The 16,419-nt window shown below is 66.8% G+C and carries 16 protein-coding genes; 11 read left to right on the top strand and 5 right to left on the bottom strand.

Going from position 1 to position 16,419, the window contains the following annotated elements; translation table 11 throughout:
- Positions 1–77: 77 nt before the first annotated feature.
- On the top strand, positions 78–692 hold the full coding sequence (yihA, locus tag TVD_RS13030; RefSeq protein WP_018175968.1) for a ribosome biogenesis GTP-binding protein YihA/YsxC: 615 nt from the start codon (positions 78–80) through the stop codon (positions 690–692).
- Positions 693–974: 282 nt separating this feature from the next.
- Here yihA and TVD_RS13025 read toward each other — a convergent pair whose 3' ends face one another.
- The 3 genes from TVD_RS13025 to polA are packed head-to-tail and all read right to left on the bottom strand — an operon-like array spanning position 975 to position 4,855.
- Positions 975–1,622 (bottom strand): SCO family protein, encoded by a 648-nt coding sequence (locus TVD_RS13025; protein WP_047251789.1) that lies wholly within the window; start codon positions 1,620–1,622, stop codon positions 975–977.
- Between the two features lie 11 nt (positions 1,623–1,633).
- The gene (locus tag TVD_RS13020; protein ID WP_018950928.1) at positions 1,634–2,152 is read right to left on the bottom strand and encodes a hypothetical protein; all 519 of its coding nucleotides are present in this window, start codon (positions 2,150–2,152) and stop codon (positions 1,634–1,636) included.
- The gene (gene polA, locus TVD_RS13015) at positions 2,153–4,855 is read right to left on the bottom strand and encodes a DNA polymerase I (RefSeq protein WP_047251788.1); all 2,703 of its coding nucleotides are present in this window, start codon (positions 4,853–4,855) and stop codon (positions 2,153–2,155) included.
- A 144-nt stretch (positions 4,856–4,999) separates the two neighbouring features.
- Between polA and TVD_RS13010 the strand changes: the two genes are divergently transcribed.
- The 6 genes from TVD_RS13010 (at position 5,000) to ntrC (ending at position 10,460) form a co-directional block, all read left to right on the top strand.
- Complete coding sequence (locus TVD_RS13010) at positions 5,000–5,725, top strand: LOG family protein (RefSeq protein WP_047251787.1); 726 nt, start codon at positions 5,000–5,002, stop codon at positions 5,723–5,725.
- A 2-nt stretch (positions 5,726–5,727) separates the two neighbouring features.
- Positions 5,728–6,120, top strand: coding sequence for a DUF2782 domain-containing protein (locus tag TVD_RS13005; RefSeq protein ID WP_047251786.1), 393 nt, complete (start codon positions 5,728–5,730; stop codon positions 6,118–6,120).
- Positions 6,120–6,989 carry a hypothetical protein gene (locus TVD_RS13000; protein WP_047251785.1) on the top strand — a complete coding sequence of 290 codons (870 nt, stop codon included), beginning with the start codon at positions 6,120–6,122 and terminating at the stop codon, positions 6,987–6,989. The genes TVD_RS13005 and TVD_RS13000 overlap by 1 nt, the downstream gene beginning before the upstream one ends.
- Positions 6,990–7,090: 101 nt before the next feature.
- On the top strand, positions 7,091–7,738 hold the full coding sequence (locus tag TVD_RS12995; RefSeq protein ID WP_019571578.1) for a DUF4124 domain-containing protein: 648 nt from the start codon (positions 7,091–7,093) through the stop codon (positions 7,736–7,738).
- A 188-nt stretch (positions 7,739–7,926) separates the two neighbouring features.
- Positions 7,927–9,024: a nitrogen regulation protein NR(II) gene (glnL, locus tag TVD_RS12990; protein ID WP_018937437.1), complete on the top strand. Its 1,098-nt coding sequence runs from the start codon at positions 7,927–7,929 to the stop codon at positions 9,022–9,024.
- Complete coding sequence (ntrC, locus tag TVD_RS12985; protein WP_018145059.1) at positions 9,024–10,460, top strand: nitrogen regulation protein NR(I); 1,437 nt, start codon at positions 9,024–9,026, stop codon at positions 10,458–10,460. The genes glnL and ntrC overlap by 1 nt, the downstream gene beginning before the upstream one ends.
- 250 nt (positions 10,461–10,710) lie before the next feature.
- On the opposite strand, the gene TVD_RS12980 is transcribed toward ntrC, so the two are convergent.
- Positions 10,711–11,703, bottom strand: coding sequence for a dihydroorotate dehydrogenase (locus TVD_RS12980; RefSeq protein ID WP_018937436.1), 993 nt, complete (start codon positions 11,701–11,703; stop codon positions 10,711–10,713).
- On the opposite strand from TVD_RS12980, the gene TVD_RS12975 reads away from it, so the two are divergent.
- The 4 genes from TVD_RS12975 to TVD_RS12960 all read left to right on the top strand — a co-directional run bounded on the left by TVD_RS12975 (position 11,702) and on the right by TVD_RS12960 (position 15,074).
- Positions 11,702–12,166, top strand: coding sequence for a tRNA (cytidine(34)-2'-O)-methyltransferase (locus TVD_RS12975; protein WP_047251784.1), 465 nt, complete (start codon positions 11,702–11,704; stop codon positions 12,164–12,166). The genes TVD_RS12980 and TVD_RS12975 overlap by 2 nt on opposite strands.
- 118 nt (positions 12,167–12,284) lie before the next feature.
- A complete protein-coding gene (locus TVD_RS12970) occupies positions 12,285–13,157 on the top strand; it encodes a dienelactone hydrolase family protein (RefSeq protein WP_047251783.1) in 873 nt (290 codons plus the stop codon).
- A 116-nt stretch (positions 13,158–13,273) separates the two neighbouring features.
- The gene (locus tag TVD_RS12965; protein ID WP_047251782.1) at positions 13,274–14,692 is read left to right on the top strand and encodes a flotillin family protein; all 1,419 of its coding nucleotides are present in this window, start codon (positions 13,274–13,276) and stop codon (positions 14,690–14,692) included.
- Between the two features lie 61 nt (positions 14,693–14,753).
- The gene (locus TVD_RS12960) at positions 14,754–15,074 is read left to right on the top strand and encodes a hypothetical protein (protein ID WP_047251781.1); all 321 of its coding nucleotides are present in this window, start codon (positions 14,754–14,756) and stop codon (positions 15,072–15,074) included.
- A gap of 116 nt (positions 15,075–15,190) precedes the next feature.
- On the opposite strand, the gene TVD_RS12955 is transcribed toward TVD_RS12960, so the two are convergent.
- Positions 15,191–16,240: a porin gene (locus TVD_RS12955; RefSeq protein WP_047251780.1), complete on the bottom strand. Its 1,050-nt coding sequence runs from the start codon at positions 16,238–16,240 to the stop codon at positions 15,191–15,193.
- Positions 16,241–16,419: the final 179 nt, after the last annotated feature.

Here is a 16,419-nt window from a genome sequence, read left to right as displayed (position 1 = left end):
CGCAGTTTATAGCACAATGCTAATTTGTACTCAAAAATAAACCGAGCCCCGCACTCGGCCAAGGACTGTATCCCCCCATGCAACCCCGATTCCGCGAGACCGCCTTCATGCGCGGGGTGGCTCAGCTATCCCAGCTCCCCGAGGATGCCGGCGTCGAGATCGCCTTTGCCGGGCGTTCCAATGCCGGTAAGTCGAGTGCCCTGAATGCCCTGTGCGGGCGCAAGGCGCTGGCGCGGGTCGGGCGCACACCGGGACGCACTCAGGAGATCAACCTGTTCAGCCTGCCGCCGGCAGAGCACTGGCGGCTGGTGGACCTGCCGGGTTACGGCTTTGCCAAGGTCTCGGCCGGCAAGCGGGCCGAGTGGGACCAGTTGCTGGGGGCATATCTGCGGACGCGCCAAAACCTGATCGGGCTGGTGCTGATCATGGATATCCGCCGCCCGCTGACGGACCTGGATCGCCAGCTGCTGGAGTGGGTCCCGCTGGAGCGCTGCCGCCTGCACTGTGTGTTGACCAAGGCGGACAAGCTCTCGCGCCAGGAGGCCGATCGGCAGCTGCGCAAGGCCCATGGCGAGCTCGAGGTCATGGGCGTGGAGGCGACGCTGCAGACCTTTTCTTCCCTGAAAAACCAGGGCGTGGACGATTTGCGCGGCCTGCTCGGCGACTGGCTGGTCGACCACGAGTCCGATTGACCCGCGGGCATGGGTCCGGGTGTCAGGCGTTGGGTCAGGAGGCTTGGACAAAAAGAAGCCCCGGCCTTGGGGTGGGACCGGGGCTAATTTCGGCCTCTACAGGGGGTGGAGAGGCCTAGTGCCCGCTCAGGGAGAGAAGCGGGCCGCGCTGGGCTAGAGCGCTTATGAAGTGAGAAAGCGTCGTCCGGGCAAAGTTCCGGCCGGATCCGTCTGGATTGCGAATTTTTTCACAGAATCGATTGCCCCGGCCTCACACAGGCGTCCTGCGTGAAAGGGGCGAACTTATTCGCGGCCCTCATGGCCCTCTATTCGGGCCTGCAAGGTAGCCACCAGCTCGCTTGCCGATGTCCCGTGCGGGTGGATCTCCAGGAGTTCGCCTTCGGGCCCGATCAGGTAGGTGGAAGAGCTGTGATCCACCACATACCCCATGGCCGAGTCGATCTCGGTGCGCTCGTAGTACACCCCGTAGCGTTCGGTGATGGGACGTAGCTCCTCGTGGGAACCCGTGGCGGCCTGGATGGCCGGGTGGAAGTGGCCGACGTAGGTTTCCAGGCGCTGGGCGTCGTCGCGTTCCGGGTCGACGCTCACCAGTACCGCTGCCACCTTGTCCTTCAGTTCCGGGGGCAGGCGATCCAGCGCGGCGCTGATCCAGCCCAGGCTGGTGGGGCAGGCATCCGGGCAGGCGGTGTAGCCGAAGTACACCCAGACGTATTGCCCTTCCAGGTCCGCGAGCCGGAACCGGTTGCCCTCGGTGGATACCGGCAGTTCGATCGGCCCGCCGGATACCGCATCCGCCACCGGCAGGCGTTCGTGGTCGGCCCCCTGGGGTACGGGCGGCGGTGCCGGGCGGAGCATCACGAAGACGAGCAGGGCGCCGGCCGCCAGCACGGCCAGCGCCCATAACAGGCTGCTCAGCGGAATGCGCTGCATGTCGATCTCCCTCAGGGTGTGTCGCTGTGGCTGCGGCGGGTGACGAAGCGGAACTGGACCCGGGCCGCATCGGGGTCGCCCGCGGGCATGACGGTGGCGGCCCAGGTCATGGCCTCGGTGGTGCAGATGGGCAGCGTCGTCTCGCCGGCGTAGCGGCCGTCGCCGGTATGTTCCAGTCGCGGGCGCTGAAAACCCATGTACATCTCCACCCCGGCCAGGTCCAGTTCCAGGGCCTCCGGGTCGCCCAAGTGGGTCCGCGCGGTCGCATCCAGATCCAGGGTCAGGGCCAGGGGTTGCAGCATCGGCACCGGGCGCGGCGCGATCTCGAGGGTGAGCGTGCCGCCTGCCGGATGGGTGGCGGTGCAGGGGGCGACGTTCAGATCGCACTCGCCCGGCTGGAGAATCGTGACGTCGCCCGAACCGCCGGTGTCCAGATAGCGATCAGCCAGCACCCAGGCCGTAGCCAGCAACAGGATCGCGACCAGCCAGGGGGCGACCCGATTGAAGCGCATGGCGGGCGCGTCCGTCATTTAGTGCGCATCGTCCCAGTTGGCGCCGACGCCGATATCCACCACCAGCTCCACGTCGAGATCGGCGGCGCCGCTCATGGCCTGGCGCACGAGGTCGGTCAACGCATCCAGTGCGTCGTCGGCGACTTCGAATACGAGTTCATCGTGTACCTGCATGATCATGCGGGCATCGATTCGCGCCTCTGACAGGTCGTTCGCGACCCGTACCATCGCGCGCTTGATGATGTCGGCGGCCGTGCCCTGCATCGGGGCGTTGATCGCGACGCGCTCGGACTGCTGGCGCCGGGCGCCGTTGCGACTGTTGATCTCCGGCAGGTACAGGCGGCGACCGAACAGCGTCTCGACATAGCCGTTCTCGCGCCCGCTGGCGCGCGCCTTCTCCATATAGTCGTGCACGCCGGGATAGCGATTGAAGTAGCGGTCGATGTATTCGCGCGCCTCGCCCTGCTCGATGCCGAGGTTGCGCGCCAGCCCCCAGGCGGACATGCCGTAGATCAAGCCGAAGTTGATCGCCTTGGCCGCCCGGCGCTGGTCGTTCGAGACCTGGTCCGGCTCTGTGCCAAAGACCTCGGCGGCGGTCGCGCGGTGGATGTCCTGCCCCTCGGCGAAGGCGCGCAGCAGGCCCGCGTCCTGCGACAGGTGGGCCATGATGCGCAGCTCGATCTGCGAGTAGTCGGCCGCCAGCAGCTGGTGGCCCGCTTCGGCGATGAACGCTTGCCGGATGCGCCGCCCGGCCTCGGTGCGCACCGGGATGTTCTGCAGGTTCGGTTCCGACGACGACAGGCGTCCGGTGGCCGCGCCCGACTGGTGATAGGACGTATGCACCCGCCCGGTCTTGGGGTGGATGCGCCGGGGCAGGGTCTCGGTGTAGGTGCTGCGCAGCTTGGACAGCCCGCGGTGCTCCAGGATCAGGCGTGGCAGGGCGTAGTCACCCGCCATCTGTTCCAGCACGTCCTCGGCGGTCGAGGGCTGGCCCTTGGGCGTGCGCCGCAGCACCGGCAGCCCCAGGCGTTCAAACAGGATCTCCTGGATCTGCTTGGGCGAGCCGAGGTTGAACTCGCCACCAGCCTCCTCGAAGGCCTCGCGCTCGATACGTTCCATCTCGGTCAGCAGCGCCTGGCTCTGCGCGCCGAGCTGGTCCGGGTCGACCTTCACGCCTGCACGCTCGATATCCGCCAGGACCGGGACCAGCGGCATCTCGATCTCGCGGTAGACGAAGGCCGGGCCTTCCGCTTCCTTCAGGCGCGGCTGGAACACCGCATCCAGCTGCAGGCAGATGTCGGCATCCTCGCCGGCGTAATCGGTGGCGATGCCGATATCCACCTCGGCGAACGGGATCTGCTTCGCGCCCTTGCCCGCCACGTCCTCGTAGTGCGTGGTCTTGTAGTCCAGGTGGCGCTCGGCCAGGGAATCCAGGTCGTGGCGGTTGGCGCCGGCGTCCAGGCAGAAGGACTCCAGCAGCGTGTCATCGACGATGCCCCGCAGGGTGATGCCGTGATTGCCCAGCACGTTGCGGTCGTACTTCAGGTGATGGCCGAGCTTGCCGTGGCCCGGGGACTCCAGCCACGGCTTCAGGCGCTCCAGCGTCGTGTCGAACGGTAACTGTGGATCGGCATCCGGCCCGGTATGGGCCAGCGGCAGGTAGTACGCGGTACCCGGCTCGAACGCGAACGACATGCCGACCAGTTCGGCACGCATCGCATCCAGGCTGGTGGTCTCGGTGTCGAAGGCCACGCGCTCGGCCTTGTCCAGGCGCTCCAGTAGCCCAGCGAAATCGGCCTCTTCGCGAACGGTCTGGTAGTCGCCCTTCGTCTGCGCGGGTCCGGGGTTGTCGGCGGCGGTATCGCCGTTGCCGCCCTCCAGTTCCGCGCGCCAGCGAGTGAAGCCGTAGCGGCGCACCATCTCCAGCAGGCGGTCATGGTCCGGCTCCTGGATCGCGAGGTCGTCGGGGCCGACATCCAGCGGGACATCGCGCTTGACCGTGATCAGCTCGCGCGAGGTCGGCAACCGGTCGGTGGCCGCCCGCAGGTTCTCGCCGATCTTGCCGCCGATGTCGTCGGCCTGCTCGAGGATGGTGTCGAGGTCGCCGTACTTCGCGATCCACTTGGCCGCGGTCTTCGGGCCGACCTTGTCGACGCCCGGGATGTTGTCGACGCTGTCGCCCATTAGCGCGAGATAATCGACGATCTGCTCCGGGGCGACGCCGAACTTCTCCCGCACGCCGTCCGGGTCCAGGGTGACGCCGCTCATGGTGTTCACCAGCGTGATGCGGTCATCCACCAGCTGGGCGAGATCCTTGTCGCCGGTGGAGATCACCACCGCGTGGCCGGCGCGTGCCGCCTGGTCGGCCAGGGTCGCGATCACGTCGTCGGCCTCGACGCCCCCGACGCACAGCAGCGGCAGGCCCATCGCCCGGACCAGCTCGTGCAGGGGCTCGATCTGGGCCGCCAGCTCATCCGGCATCGGGGGGCGGGTGGCCTTGTATTCGGGGTAGATGTCGTCGCGGAAGGTCTTGCCCTTGGCGTCGAACACCACCGCCATGTGCTCCGGCCCGTAGTCCGCGCGCAGCTTGCGCAGCATGTTGGCCACGCCGATCATCGCGCCGGTCGGGGCGCCATCCGGCGCGGTCAGTGGCGGCAGGGCGTGGAACGCGCGGAACAGGTAGGAGGAGCCGTCGACCAGGACGAGGGGCGGTTGCGACATGCAGGCGGAATCCGGACAGGGGACGCGCGCCATTCTACAGGGCTGGCCGTGAGGCGCCCATTCGTGCGGGCCATTTGTATGGATACGTTTGTATGGACGCGGGGCGCCCGTTACGCTTGAGTCTCCATCCGAGGAACCCGCCGCATGAACAACCGTGAACGTGCCGAACACCCGGGCCTGCGTCCGATTGATGACTCTGCCCTGACCCGCGAAAGCTGGAAGATCTTCCAGATCATGGCGGAGTTCGTGGAGGGCTTCGAGCGCCTGGCGCACATCAAGCCCTCGGTCAGCATCTTTGGTTCTGCACGCTTTCCCCCGGAACATCGCTATTACCAGCTGGGCGAGACGACCGCGCGCCAGTTGTCGGATGCCGGCTTTGCGGTGGTCAGCGGTGGCGGGCCGGGCATCATGGAGGCGGCCAACAAGGGCGCCTTCGCCGGGCACTCGCCCAGCATCGGCCTGAACATCCAGCTGCCCCACGAGCAAAGTTCCAATCCCTATCAGGACATCGGGCTCGGTTTTCGCCACTTCTTTTCGCGCAAGGTGATGTTCGTGAAGTATGCATCCGCCTACGTGGTCCTGCCGGGCGGCTTTGGCACACTGGACGAGCTGGCGGAGATCCTGACGCTGGTGCAGACCGGCAAGACTCGGCGTATTCCCGTGGTCCTCGTGGGCAGCGAGTTCTGGAAGGGGCTGCTCGACTGGTTCCAGGATACCCTGGTGGAACAGGGCACCATCGACCAGGAGGACCTGCAGCTATACTCGTTGGTGGATTCGCCGGAGGATGTGGTGAGCGCGATTTTCGAGCACTACGAGACGCGCAGCTTCGAGCCGTCCGCGGAAGAAAAGAAACGACTGATGGAGCTGTGACGATGACCCCGACCCGCCTGAGCCTGCCCCTGTCGCTGCTGGCGGCCCTGCTGCTGGTGCCCGGTTCGGCGCTGGCGCAGGAAGACCGCGAGTGGGGGGATGCCCCGCCGCCGCCGGAACTGGACGAGGCTGCCGACCCGTCGCCTCCGGTGCTGGACGAGCGCGCCCGCGAGCAGCGCTCCCTGGAAGAAGCCGACATCATCATTATCGAGCGCGATGGCGAGACTCGGCGCGAATACCGCATGGGCGGCCAGCTGGTGATGGTCGAGGTCACGCCTGCGGTCGGCCCGACCTACTACCTGATTGATACCACCGGCGATGGCACGCTGGATGGTCGCCGCAACGAGCTGGATCCCGACTTTGTACCCCCGTCCTGGGTGATTTTCCGATGGTAATGAATGAATCCGAAATTCAGCGCTGCGGCGAGCTTGTCGATCTGGCACTGACGGTCGGTCCCGAGGGGCCGGAATTCGACGGCCGGCCGGTGCAGTGCCTGCGCCTGCCGGCTGCTGCGGCGCCGGCCCTGGAGCAGGCACTCGGCGAGGTCCCTGCTGGCTGTGGCCGTGTGATCGGCCGGGGTAAGGATGATGCGGCCGGGCAGGTGGTCCTGGTGCTCGAGCGTGGCCAGGCCATTCGTGGCCAGGCCATTCAGGGCACGGTCGCGGCCGAGGGGCCTGGCAGCCTGGAGGCCCTGGGCGAGCGCGCGGCCGACTGGCAGGGCCGCCACACGGCCGGTGCCCTGCCCGCTGGAGACGGCTATCGCCGCGGCGTGCTGCAGCAGAGGATGCGCGAGCGTGCGGACACAATCACGTCTTCGCTGGATGCCGAATCGCGGACGATCCTGGATGCCGAGCTGCACCATCAGGGGCTGTACCGTTTCGAGGACCTGCCGCTGGCGGGAAGCGTCTGGCAGACGGTCCGCATCTATCCGGAGGGCGCCGGCCTGGCCGATTTGGTCCTCCCGCCCGCGCCGGTGCCGGCCTTCTGGCAGGTCGCACGGCTCGCCCTGGCGGTCGCCGTGGATGACGCGGGGCGGCCGGATGCCGAGGGCTACCGGGCGTTGCTGTCCGGATATAACGGGCGGCGGCCGTTGACCGCCATCGAGCGAGGGGCGGCGCCGACCCTGCTGCGCCTGGCTGCGCTGGACGACTGGCTCGCCGCACTGGAGGCCGGGGTCGATGGGCGCGCCGAGCGCGAACGGCTGGCGGCCCTTCAGGTAGAAGCGGCTCGCTTGCAGGGTGTCTGGGTTCGCGCCGCGGCTTGATGGCCCAGCCGGCCCGCATGACGTGCGGGGTGCCTGGTCCGGTCGTTCGCAAACACAACGAGGCGGGGTCGTGGATCCGTGCCTTCCAAGGAGGAAAGCCCATGTTCCGAATCGCTGTTTGGCTGGCGCTGCCCCTGGCCGCCCTTCTCGCCCCTGCGCTCCTGAGTGCCGACGTCTATCGCTGGACCGACGATCAAGGCAATGTCCACTTCGGCGACCGCCCCCCCGAGGGGAGCCGTAGCGAATCGGTCGATGTGCGTGAGCCGATGCGGGGCGTGCCGCTGGAGGGCGCGCGTGAGATCCTCGAGCGCCCCGTGCGCCCGCGCGGTCAGCCCGAAGCGGAGGGTGCCTACCAGCGGGTCGCTATCGCGCGGCCGGGGGATGGCGAGGGCGTGCGGGCGAACGATGGCAATGTGACCGCGGAGCTCGAGATTGAACCGGCGCTTGACGCTGATGCCGGTCACCGTGTGGTCTGGTTGCTGGACGGGGAGGCTGCCGGCGAGGGGGCCTCGACGAGCGCGACCTTCCAGGGCCTGAACCGCGGTGCCTATACCCTGCAGGCGCGGGTCGTGGACGAGTCGGGTCAGGAACTGGGCGCCAGCGATACCATCGAGTTCAACGTGCTGCGCATGGCCATCCCGCGCAGTCAGCAACAGCAGCAACGGCCCCAGCAGTTTCCGTCGGGCGGAGCACCGCAGGCACCGCAGGCTCCCCGGGCGCCGCAGCCGGTGACGCCTGGCCCGAATTGACGCCGGCACTCGCATAGCGCACCGAAGTGGTGCGGTAGACGCCCCAGATTGGTGCTATTATTGCACCACTCTGGGGCGTTTCGGTTTCAAGGGTGTCGGCGGCCAGGCTCCTGGTGTGACGCAGCCCTCGGCTTCAGCGTCCCGCCCGGCGATTTTCGCTTGGCGCGATTCCTGCTTGAGGCCTTTCGATGACTACGCCCGCTGCCAATCCCGGTATGACCACCCCGCCCTGGTGGGACGACCTCTCCACGGCCGTGCTGGTGACCGATGCGGAACTGCGCCTGCTGAGCCTGAACAGTGCGGCCGAGGTCCTGCTCGGGCTTAGCCGCGAACGCATCGTCGGTCACGGACTGGGGCAATGGCTCAAGCTGGACCGGAATCTGGCCAACCGCCTGCGTTCGGCGCTGACCCTGGATCAGCCGATCACGCTGCGTGCCCGTCAGATGGAGCCCCTCCGAGCCGACAGCTTCCTGGCCGACGTGATCATCACGCCACTGCACGCCGCCGGCGAGCGGCCAGGCCAGCTGCTGTTCGAACTGAACGCCATCGATCGCCACGAGCGCATCAGCCGCGAGGAACAGTTGCAGAAGCAGCAGGCGATCACCCGTGCAGTGACGCGCGGGCTGGCCCACGAGATCAAGAACCCGCTGGGCGGGCTGCGCGGCGCGGCGCAGTTGCTCGCCAGCGAGCTGGACGACTCGGGCCTCAAGGAATACACCCAGATCATCATCCGCGAGGCGGACCGCCTGCGCAGCCTGGTCGACCGCATGCTGGGGCCGAATAACATGCCGCGGCGCGAGGCCGTCAATCTGCACGAGGTCCTGGAGCACGTCCGAGGCCTGGTCAGCGTGCAACTGCCGCTGGGGCTGAAGATCCGCGGCGACTACGACCCCAGTATTCCCGACGTGCAGGCCGATCGCGACATGCTGGTGCAGGCCATCCTCAACCTGGTGCAGAACGCGGTGCATGCACTGGAAGACGGGGGGCAGATCACCCTGAGCTCGCGGATCCTGCGCCAGTACACGATCTCCGGGAAGCGCCACCGGCTGGTGGCCAAACTGAGTGTGCGCGACAACGGCCCCGGCATCCCGGAGGAGATCCGCGAACGCATCTTTTTCCCGATGGTCACCGGGCGCGCCGAGGGCACCGGGCTGGGGCTGCCGATTGCCCAGAGCCTGATCCAGCTGCATGACGGCTTGATCGAATGCCATTCGCGCCCGGGGGCGACCTCATTCGACATCCTGCTTCCTATTGATTCCCCCCAGGGCCGGGAGGAGACGCACTGATGGAACCCATCGTCTGGATCATTGACGACGACGACTCGATTCGCTGGGTGCTGGAACGCGCCCTCCAGCGTCACGCGATCGCCGTGCGCGGCTTCGAGACCGCGGACGCTGCCTGGGCGGCGCTCGAGCGCGATCCGGTCCCGGACACCATCGTCGCCGACATCCGCATGCCGGGCCTGAACGGGCTGGATTTCCTTGCTCGCATGCAGACTCGCCCGGATCCGCCGCCGGTCATCATCATGACCGCCTTCTCCGATCTGGAGAGTGCGGTGGGCGCCTACCAGACCGGGGCCTTCGAGTACCTGCCCAAGCCGTTCGACGTGGACGAGGCCGTGGCCCTGGTGCAACGCGCGCTGGAGGCGCGCCGTGCCGGGCAGGAGAACGGCCCTGCCGGTCCCGAGATCGAGGAGACCCCGATCATCGGCGAGGCCCCGGCCATGCAGGAGATGTTCCGTGCCATCGGGCGGCTCTCGCGCAGCAATATCACCGTGCTGATCAATGGCGAGTCCGGTACCGGCAAGGAGCTGGTCGCGCGGGCCCTGCACCAGCACAGCCCGCGCGCCGACCAGCCGTTGATCGCGCTGAACACCGCAGCCATCCCCAAGGATCTGCTGGAAAGCGAGCTGTTCGGTCACGAACGCGGCGCGTTCACCGGGGCCAACCAGAGTCGCAAGGGCCGCTTCGAGCAGGCCGACGGCGGCACCCTGTTCCTCGACGAGATCGGCGATATGCCGTTCGACCTGCAGACGCGTCTGTTGCGGGTGCTGTCCGATGGCACGTTCTACCGTGTGGGCGGCCATACCCCGATCCGGGTGGACGTGCGCATCATCGCCGCGACCCACCAGGACCTGGAAGAACGCGTCCGCGCGGGCTTGTTCCGCGAGGATCTGTTCCACCGCCTGAACGTGATCCGCATCCACGTGCCCTCCCTGCGCGAGCGGCCGGAGGATATCCCGTTGCTGGTACAGCACTTCATGGCCGAGGTCGCTCAGGAACTGGGGGTGGAGGCCAAGACCATGCGCCCCGAGGTGGTCGCGGAGCTGCAGCGCCTGCCGTGGCCGGGGAACGTCCGCCAGCTGGAAAACACCTGCCGCTGGCTCACCGTGATGGCGTCGGGCCGCGAGGTGCACCTGGATGACCTGCCGGCCGAGTTGCACCAGCCGACCGAGAGCCGTGCCGAGCCCGGGAGTGCCCCGGTCCGTGTCGCTGCCGGCCCGCGGGACTGGACCGCCGAACTCGCCCAGGTCGCCCGTCAGCACTGGCAGCGCGGCGATCACGACCTGCTGGGCTCGGTCTTGCCGCAGATGGAACGCACGGTGATCCGCGAGGCCCTGAACGCGACCGGTGGTCACCGCCAGCAGGCGGCCGCCCTGCTTGGGTGGGGCCGCAACACCCTCACTCGCAAGATCCAGGAGCTCGGCCTCGACGACGAGTAGGTCTTTTCACCGCGAAGGCACGAAGAAGGGCAAGGGCGATTTAACCCCAGAGATCACGGAGGACACGGAGAAAACCAGGGATCGTTTTGTTACGGGTAGGATGCCGATGAGCCATGCGAAACGCATCGGCCACACGGGGTGGCTCGCCCCCGATGCGTTTCGCATGGCTCAACGCATCCTACCCCTCTGAAAAATTGGCGCCTTTCTCCGTGTCCTTCGTGGTCAACAGGCTCTTTAGTGAACCGGCCTTTCAGGTGGTGGGATCCTGCGGAGCGGGCGGGGCGCAGGCGGAAACGGCACCGTTCAGTTGCAGGGTGCCGGTCAGGTCGCGCACGTGCGTGTAGCCGTGGCGGTCCATGTAGTCGCTGATGCCGTGCAGGATCTTCGGCAGGCACAGTGCGTCGTAGAACAGGCCCGTGCCCACGCCCACGGTGCTGGCGCCGGCGATCAGGAATTCCAGAGCGTCGGTGGCATTCATCACGCCGCCCTGGCCGATGATCGGCACGTTGTGTGGCGCGGCCACCTGATAGACCTGCTGCACCTTCAGCAGCGCGATCGGCTTGATCGCCGGGCCGGACAGGCCGCCCTGGTTGTTGCCGATGACCGCGCGTCGGTTTTCCACGTCCACTGCCATCCCCATCAGGGTGTTGATGACCGCAAAGGCGTCGGTGCCGGCCTCGATGCAGCGCCGGGCATTCTCGGCGATGTCGGTCTGGTTGGGCGAGAGCTTGGTGATCAGCGGCTTGGAGGTGACTTTGCGGCAGGCCTCGACCACCCGGGCGGACATGTCCGGGTCATTGCCGAAGGCGACGCCGCCTTCCTTCACGTTGGGGCAGGAGATGTTGATCTCGATGGCGTCGATCGGTGAGTCGTCGAAGCGCCGGGTGACCTCGATGTACTCCTCGAGGGTGGAGCCCGACACGTTGGCGAAGAAGCGCGTCTCGTCGAAATCCAGCTGCGGCAGGGTGTGGTCCACCACGTGATCGACCCCGGGGTTCTGCAGGCCGATGGCGTTCAGCATGCCGTCCGGGGTTTCGTAGACGCGATGCGGGGCGTTGCCCAGCCGCGCGGCGCCCGTGGTGCCCTTCAGGCAGATGGCCCCGGCATCGCGGTTGGAGAAACCCGCCACGCGGGTGTATTCCTCGCCAAAGCCGACACAGCCGGACAGCAGCACCAGCGGCGTGTTCAAATGCAGGCCGCAGAATTCCAGGGCCAGCCGCGGATCGGTGCGCGAATCACTCATGCTTCACATCGTCCTCTATGAACCGGAGATCCCGCCGAACACGGGCAATATCATTCGTCTGGCGGCCAATACCGGGGCGGCGCTGCACCTGATCCACCCGCTCGGCTTCGAGCTGGACAGTGCGCGGGCGCGCCGCGCCGGGCTCGACTATCACGAGCTGGCCCGGGTGCAAGAGTATGACAGCCTCGACCAGTGGCGGGAATCGGTGCAGCCTGGCCGGGTCTTCGCCATGACCACGCGCGGGCAGGCCCGCTACGATGCCCCGATCTTCCGCGATGGCGATGCCTTGTTGTTCGGCCCGGAGACGCGCGGTCTGCCGGAGTCGGTCCTGGAGACCCTGCCGCCGGCGCATCGCCTGCGTCTCCCGATGCGCGAGGGCAGCCGCAGCCTCAACCTCTCCAATGCCGTCGCGGTGGTGGTCTACGAGGCCTGGCGCCAGCTGGGGTTTCCCGGCGGCGCATGATCCCAACCTGGCGGGATGGGCACGGCCTGCGGGATTGCACTACCCTCGGAAGAAAGCACCCGCGCCGTCCGTCTTTCGAGGGCGATCGCGTCCGTACGTCCACCACGAGAGGTTTCCGATGTTTCCAGTGCTGCGTTCTTTCTGTCTGCTGGCCGCCACGGCCCTGATCTCGGCCCCGCTGGCGGCCGATGAAACCACCGGTTCCGACAACTGGTGGTGGGACGACGACTGGTGGGAGGACGGGGTCATGTACGCCGATCTCGAAAACCACGAGGTGGCGATCGAACGCATCGAATACGAGCGCGATGGCATCGGCATTCCGGCGATGGTCGCCCGTCCGGCGGACGGTGAGGACTATCCCGCAATCCTCTGGACCCATGGCCGGCGCGGCCTGGACGATCTGGCCGAACTGCATGTGAAGCGCCTGGCCGCGCGCGGCTTCGTCGTGCTGGCGCCGGATCTGTACACCGGCCGCTTTATGGAGAGTCATCCGCTGGACCATGATTACGAGCTGGAAGGTGATCTGAACAGCGGTCTGGACGTGCTGCTGGAACGCGACGACATCGTGGGTGACCGTGCCTGTCTGGTGTCCATCACCCGTGGCGGCTACAAGGCGCTCAAGGTCGCCGTCACCTTCGAGCGCCAGGTCGAGGATGTCGCCTGCTGGGCCGGCTACTACCCGCACCTGCAGGACCCGAACTTGGGCGAGCCGCACCAGGTGTATCGCTACGCCAACGAGGTCAACGAGCTCGAGATCCCGATGATGATCCTGATCGGCGACGAGGAGCAGTACCAGCGCCACCGCACCGCGCGCATGGCCGCCGACGGCCTCGCAAGCCGCGGGGGCGAAGTGCACTGGATCGAATACCCGGGCGTGGGCCGCGGCTTCGACTTCCGCAACGGCAACAACCGCACCTTCGCCGACGACCTCGCATCGCGCGACGCCATGATCCGCGTCACCCGCTTCGTCAACCAGCACCTGCGCGACTGAACCTGGGGCATTGCCGGCCCGACGCCCGCCGGCATTGACCGCTGCGCGACGGGCCGGCTAGGCTGGCCCCAATCCTCTGGCACGGAGAGCCGGGGTCCCAGCAAAGGATTGCGTTCATGAACCGCGTATTGTTCGCGGGCGTCCTGCCCGCCGTTGCCCTGGCGCTCGCCACGGGTTGCAGTTCCCCCTATCCCGACGAAGCCGAATTCGATCTCGGCGGTTTGGCGATCGCCGATCAGGCCGAGTTCCGGCAGCAAGTTCTCGGCAGTCTCGATGCGGGCTGGTCGTTCATGTTGTCCCCTGACGCCGCAGCGGCCGTGCAACCACTCGGTGAACACCTGGACGAACTCTCCGAGCGACTGGATGAAGAGCCGGACAAGCCTGCCGACCTGGCCCTGATGTACGAGGGTGAGGCCGCGGCCGAGCTCGAGCGGGCCTACGTGACGTTAATCGACAAGCGCCGTGCAAACCGCGAAGCCTTCGAGAGCGATCAGGCCGAGGCCCGTGCGGAGCTGGAACAGGCGCGCACGGAGCTGGCGGCCGAGCGCGAGGCCCTGGATGAGAAGCTCGCGGGGATCGACGCCTTCGTCGCAGACGAGCGCGAGGTGGTGGAGGCCCGGGAGGCCGAGGTCGAGGCCGTTGAGGCCAAGCAGGAAGCGCTCGCGGAAGCAGTCCTCGATGCCATGAACGAAGCGATCATGGAGTACGAGCTCCCGGTCCGTGCGATTAGCGAATTCAACGGGTATTCGTGGCGTTCCTGGGAAGTCGACCGTAGTCGCGACTGCCCGCACGCAGGGAACCCATTGCAGGTGGATGCACGAGATACGCACGGGGTTTGCGTGATGGTCTCCTCGCGCCCGTACAGGGGCAATGACACCGTGCATGAGCGCCTGGACCCGATTCTTCTCTCCGGCCTGCTTGACTACTACGAACTCGGAGAGACTCTAGGCTTCCGGGGTTCCTTCGGCCGTGGGGCCGCACCGGAGGGAACCCTGCGCGGCGATCTCGACGAGGCCCGCGATGCCCTGAATGATCGGTTCGTCGTCGCGGAGAACCGTTACGGCACCCGCCGCGATCTGCGCAACGAAGAGGTACGGCTCGACCGCCGCGCCACCTCGCTGGACCGCCAGACCCGGCAGCTCGACAACCGTACGATGCCCTTTGCCAGCTATTCGAACGAGCGCAACGCGCTGAGCTCCGCCCAGCGGGCCTACGCCCGGGCGCTGCTCGCGGACGCGATGGCTGAGCACGTGCAGCCGATCGGCGAGATGAGCGATGACCACGTATTCCCGCTGGGCGCGCGCGGAGGCACGGCGATCCTCGTTACCCAGCATCGCCAGCGTGGCATCACCCGGAGGATGGAAACCATCCTGACCCTGTTCCAGGTCGAGCTCGACGAAGGATATGCCGATTACGAGCGGGTCCCGGTCAACCCGGAGCACGACAATGTCGATTTTGTTCGCTTCCGCGGCGAAGGCCGTGACGAGGCGAACCAGGTGATCTATGCCGCGCTGGCGGAACAGATGCTGAACTAGGCATGGACGGATTCGGGGCGCGCGTCCGGTGTGTCCCGCAATGCACAAGGAGGAGTGAACGATGAAGACAAAGATGATGCTGGCCACCGCAGGGATCGGCCTTCTGCTGACGGGGTGCTCCGGCGGTCCGTCGACCGGTGATGTGGAGCAGGCGCTGCAGGCGGCCACCGACCAGATGGCTCAGGAGATGGCGCAAATGGGCATGCCGGCGGAGGATGTCAGCTTTGACGTGCACAGCCGCAACTGTGCCGAAGTGGACGGAGGTCGAGCCTATGACTGCACGATCGAGGCCACGCTCAGTGATGGGCGCGGGAATACGGAAGAGATTGCCGACGAGATTCGTATGGTAGAAGGCAGCAATGGCTGGCGCGTAACCCGCTAGTCATCAAGCCTGTGCCGAACGAGAAACCCCCGCCGGGGCGTAATCCGGCGGGGGTTTTTTGTGTGCAGCCCGTACCCAGCTCTCCCGGGCTTCAGGGCGCGGGCTGCTGCCGCGACTTAGAAGTCGTAACGCATGCCGATGGACAGCGCCGTGGCGTTCTCGCCTTCGGTGCCGCCCGGACCGGCGGAGCGCGCCGCACCCCACGGGGTCAGGGCCGAGGCGTCGTCGTTGTCGACCATCGCGATGTTGCCGTAGAAGCGCAGATCGCTATCCAGGCGGTATTCGAGACCCAGGGCATACATGGTGGCGTCGGCATCGTCCAGGTCGGAATCCAGCTGGAAGACGTGACCGTTCAGGTACATGCTCGGGGTCAGGCGGAACTGCCCGCCAAGGCCGTACACATCGGCCTCGATGTCCGGAGTCACCAGGTTGCCGCCGACCGTGCGGGTGTTGTCGACTTCAGAGTTCTGGTAGAAGGCGCCGACGCGGAAGGCGGGGGTGATGCGATAGCCGACGGCCAGGCGCCAGGCATCCGGATCGTTGGCTCCATTTTCCTGCTTTTCGTAAGCCAGGGCACCGGTCAGATCGCCCATGCTGAGGTTCAGCGAGGTGGAGTAGGCCTTGTTCTCCGCGCCATCCCCGGTGGTGGCATCACTGGTCTCGTTGGAGTACTGAATGTTCCAGGTCAGGCCGCCGAAGCTGGGGGTCTGGTAGTGGATGCTGTTGTTGAAGCGCTCGTCGTAGCGGCCGTGAGCATTGGTACGTGTCAGGTTGCGCATGTCGCCGACCTGGTCGCCGAAGAAGTTGGCCGGGCCACGGGCGCGCTTGAACGGGGTGTCGAACTTGCCGATGCGCAGCATGCCCCACTCGGAACCCTTCAGGCCCACAAAGGTGTCGCGGGTCGCGAAGTTTGTGCCGTTGGTGTCGAAATCGATCTGCTGCTCGATCTGGAACATGCCGACCAGCTGCTCGCGGAACTCGCGCTCGCCCTTGAAGCCCAGGCGGCTGGAATTGCTCGAGACGTTGAATTCGTTGTATTCGGCGCCGTCATCCAGGATGTCGGCGGACAGGTGGGCGCGGCCGTACAGCGTCCAGTCGGCGGTGGCCAGGGCCGGGACGACCAGGCCGGCGGCGATCAGGCTGGTCAGCAGGTGCTTGCGGTTCATGGATTTCTCCCCTATTTGCGTTTGAACGTTGGCGAGACGCGAGTGCCTCTCGACAGGGCGCAAGCATGGGGAGGCCGGGTGACGCCCCGGTTAAGCGCTGATGAAGATCCCGTTAAAAGGCCACACCGTTGCGGAAATGACACGGCTTCGAACGGAACCCGCCGCAAGGCGATGGGTCC

Origin of the sequence: Thioalkalivibrio versutus (genome assembly GCF_001020955.1) — a bacterium.
GTDB lineage: Bacteria > Pseudomonadota > Gammaproteobacteria > Ectothiorhodospirales > Ectothiorhodospiraceae > Thioalkalivibrio > Thioalkalivibrio versutus.
This window is presented reverse-complemented; position numbering and strand designations above follow the sequence as displayed.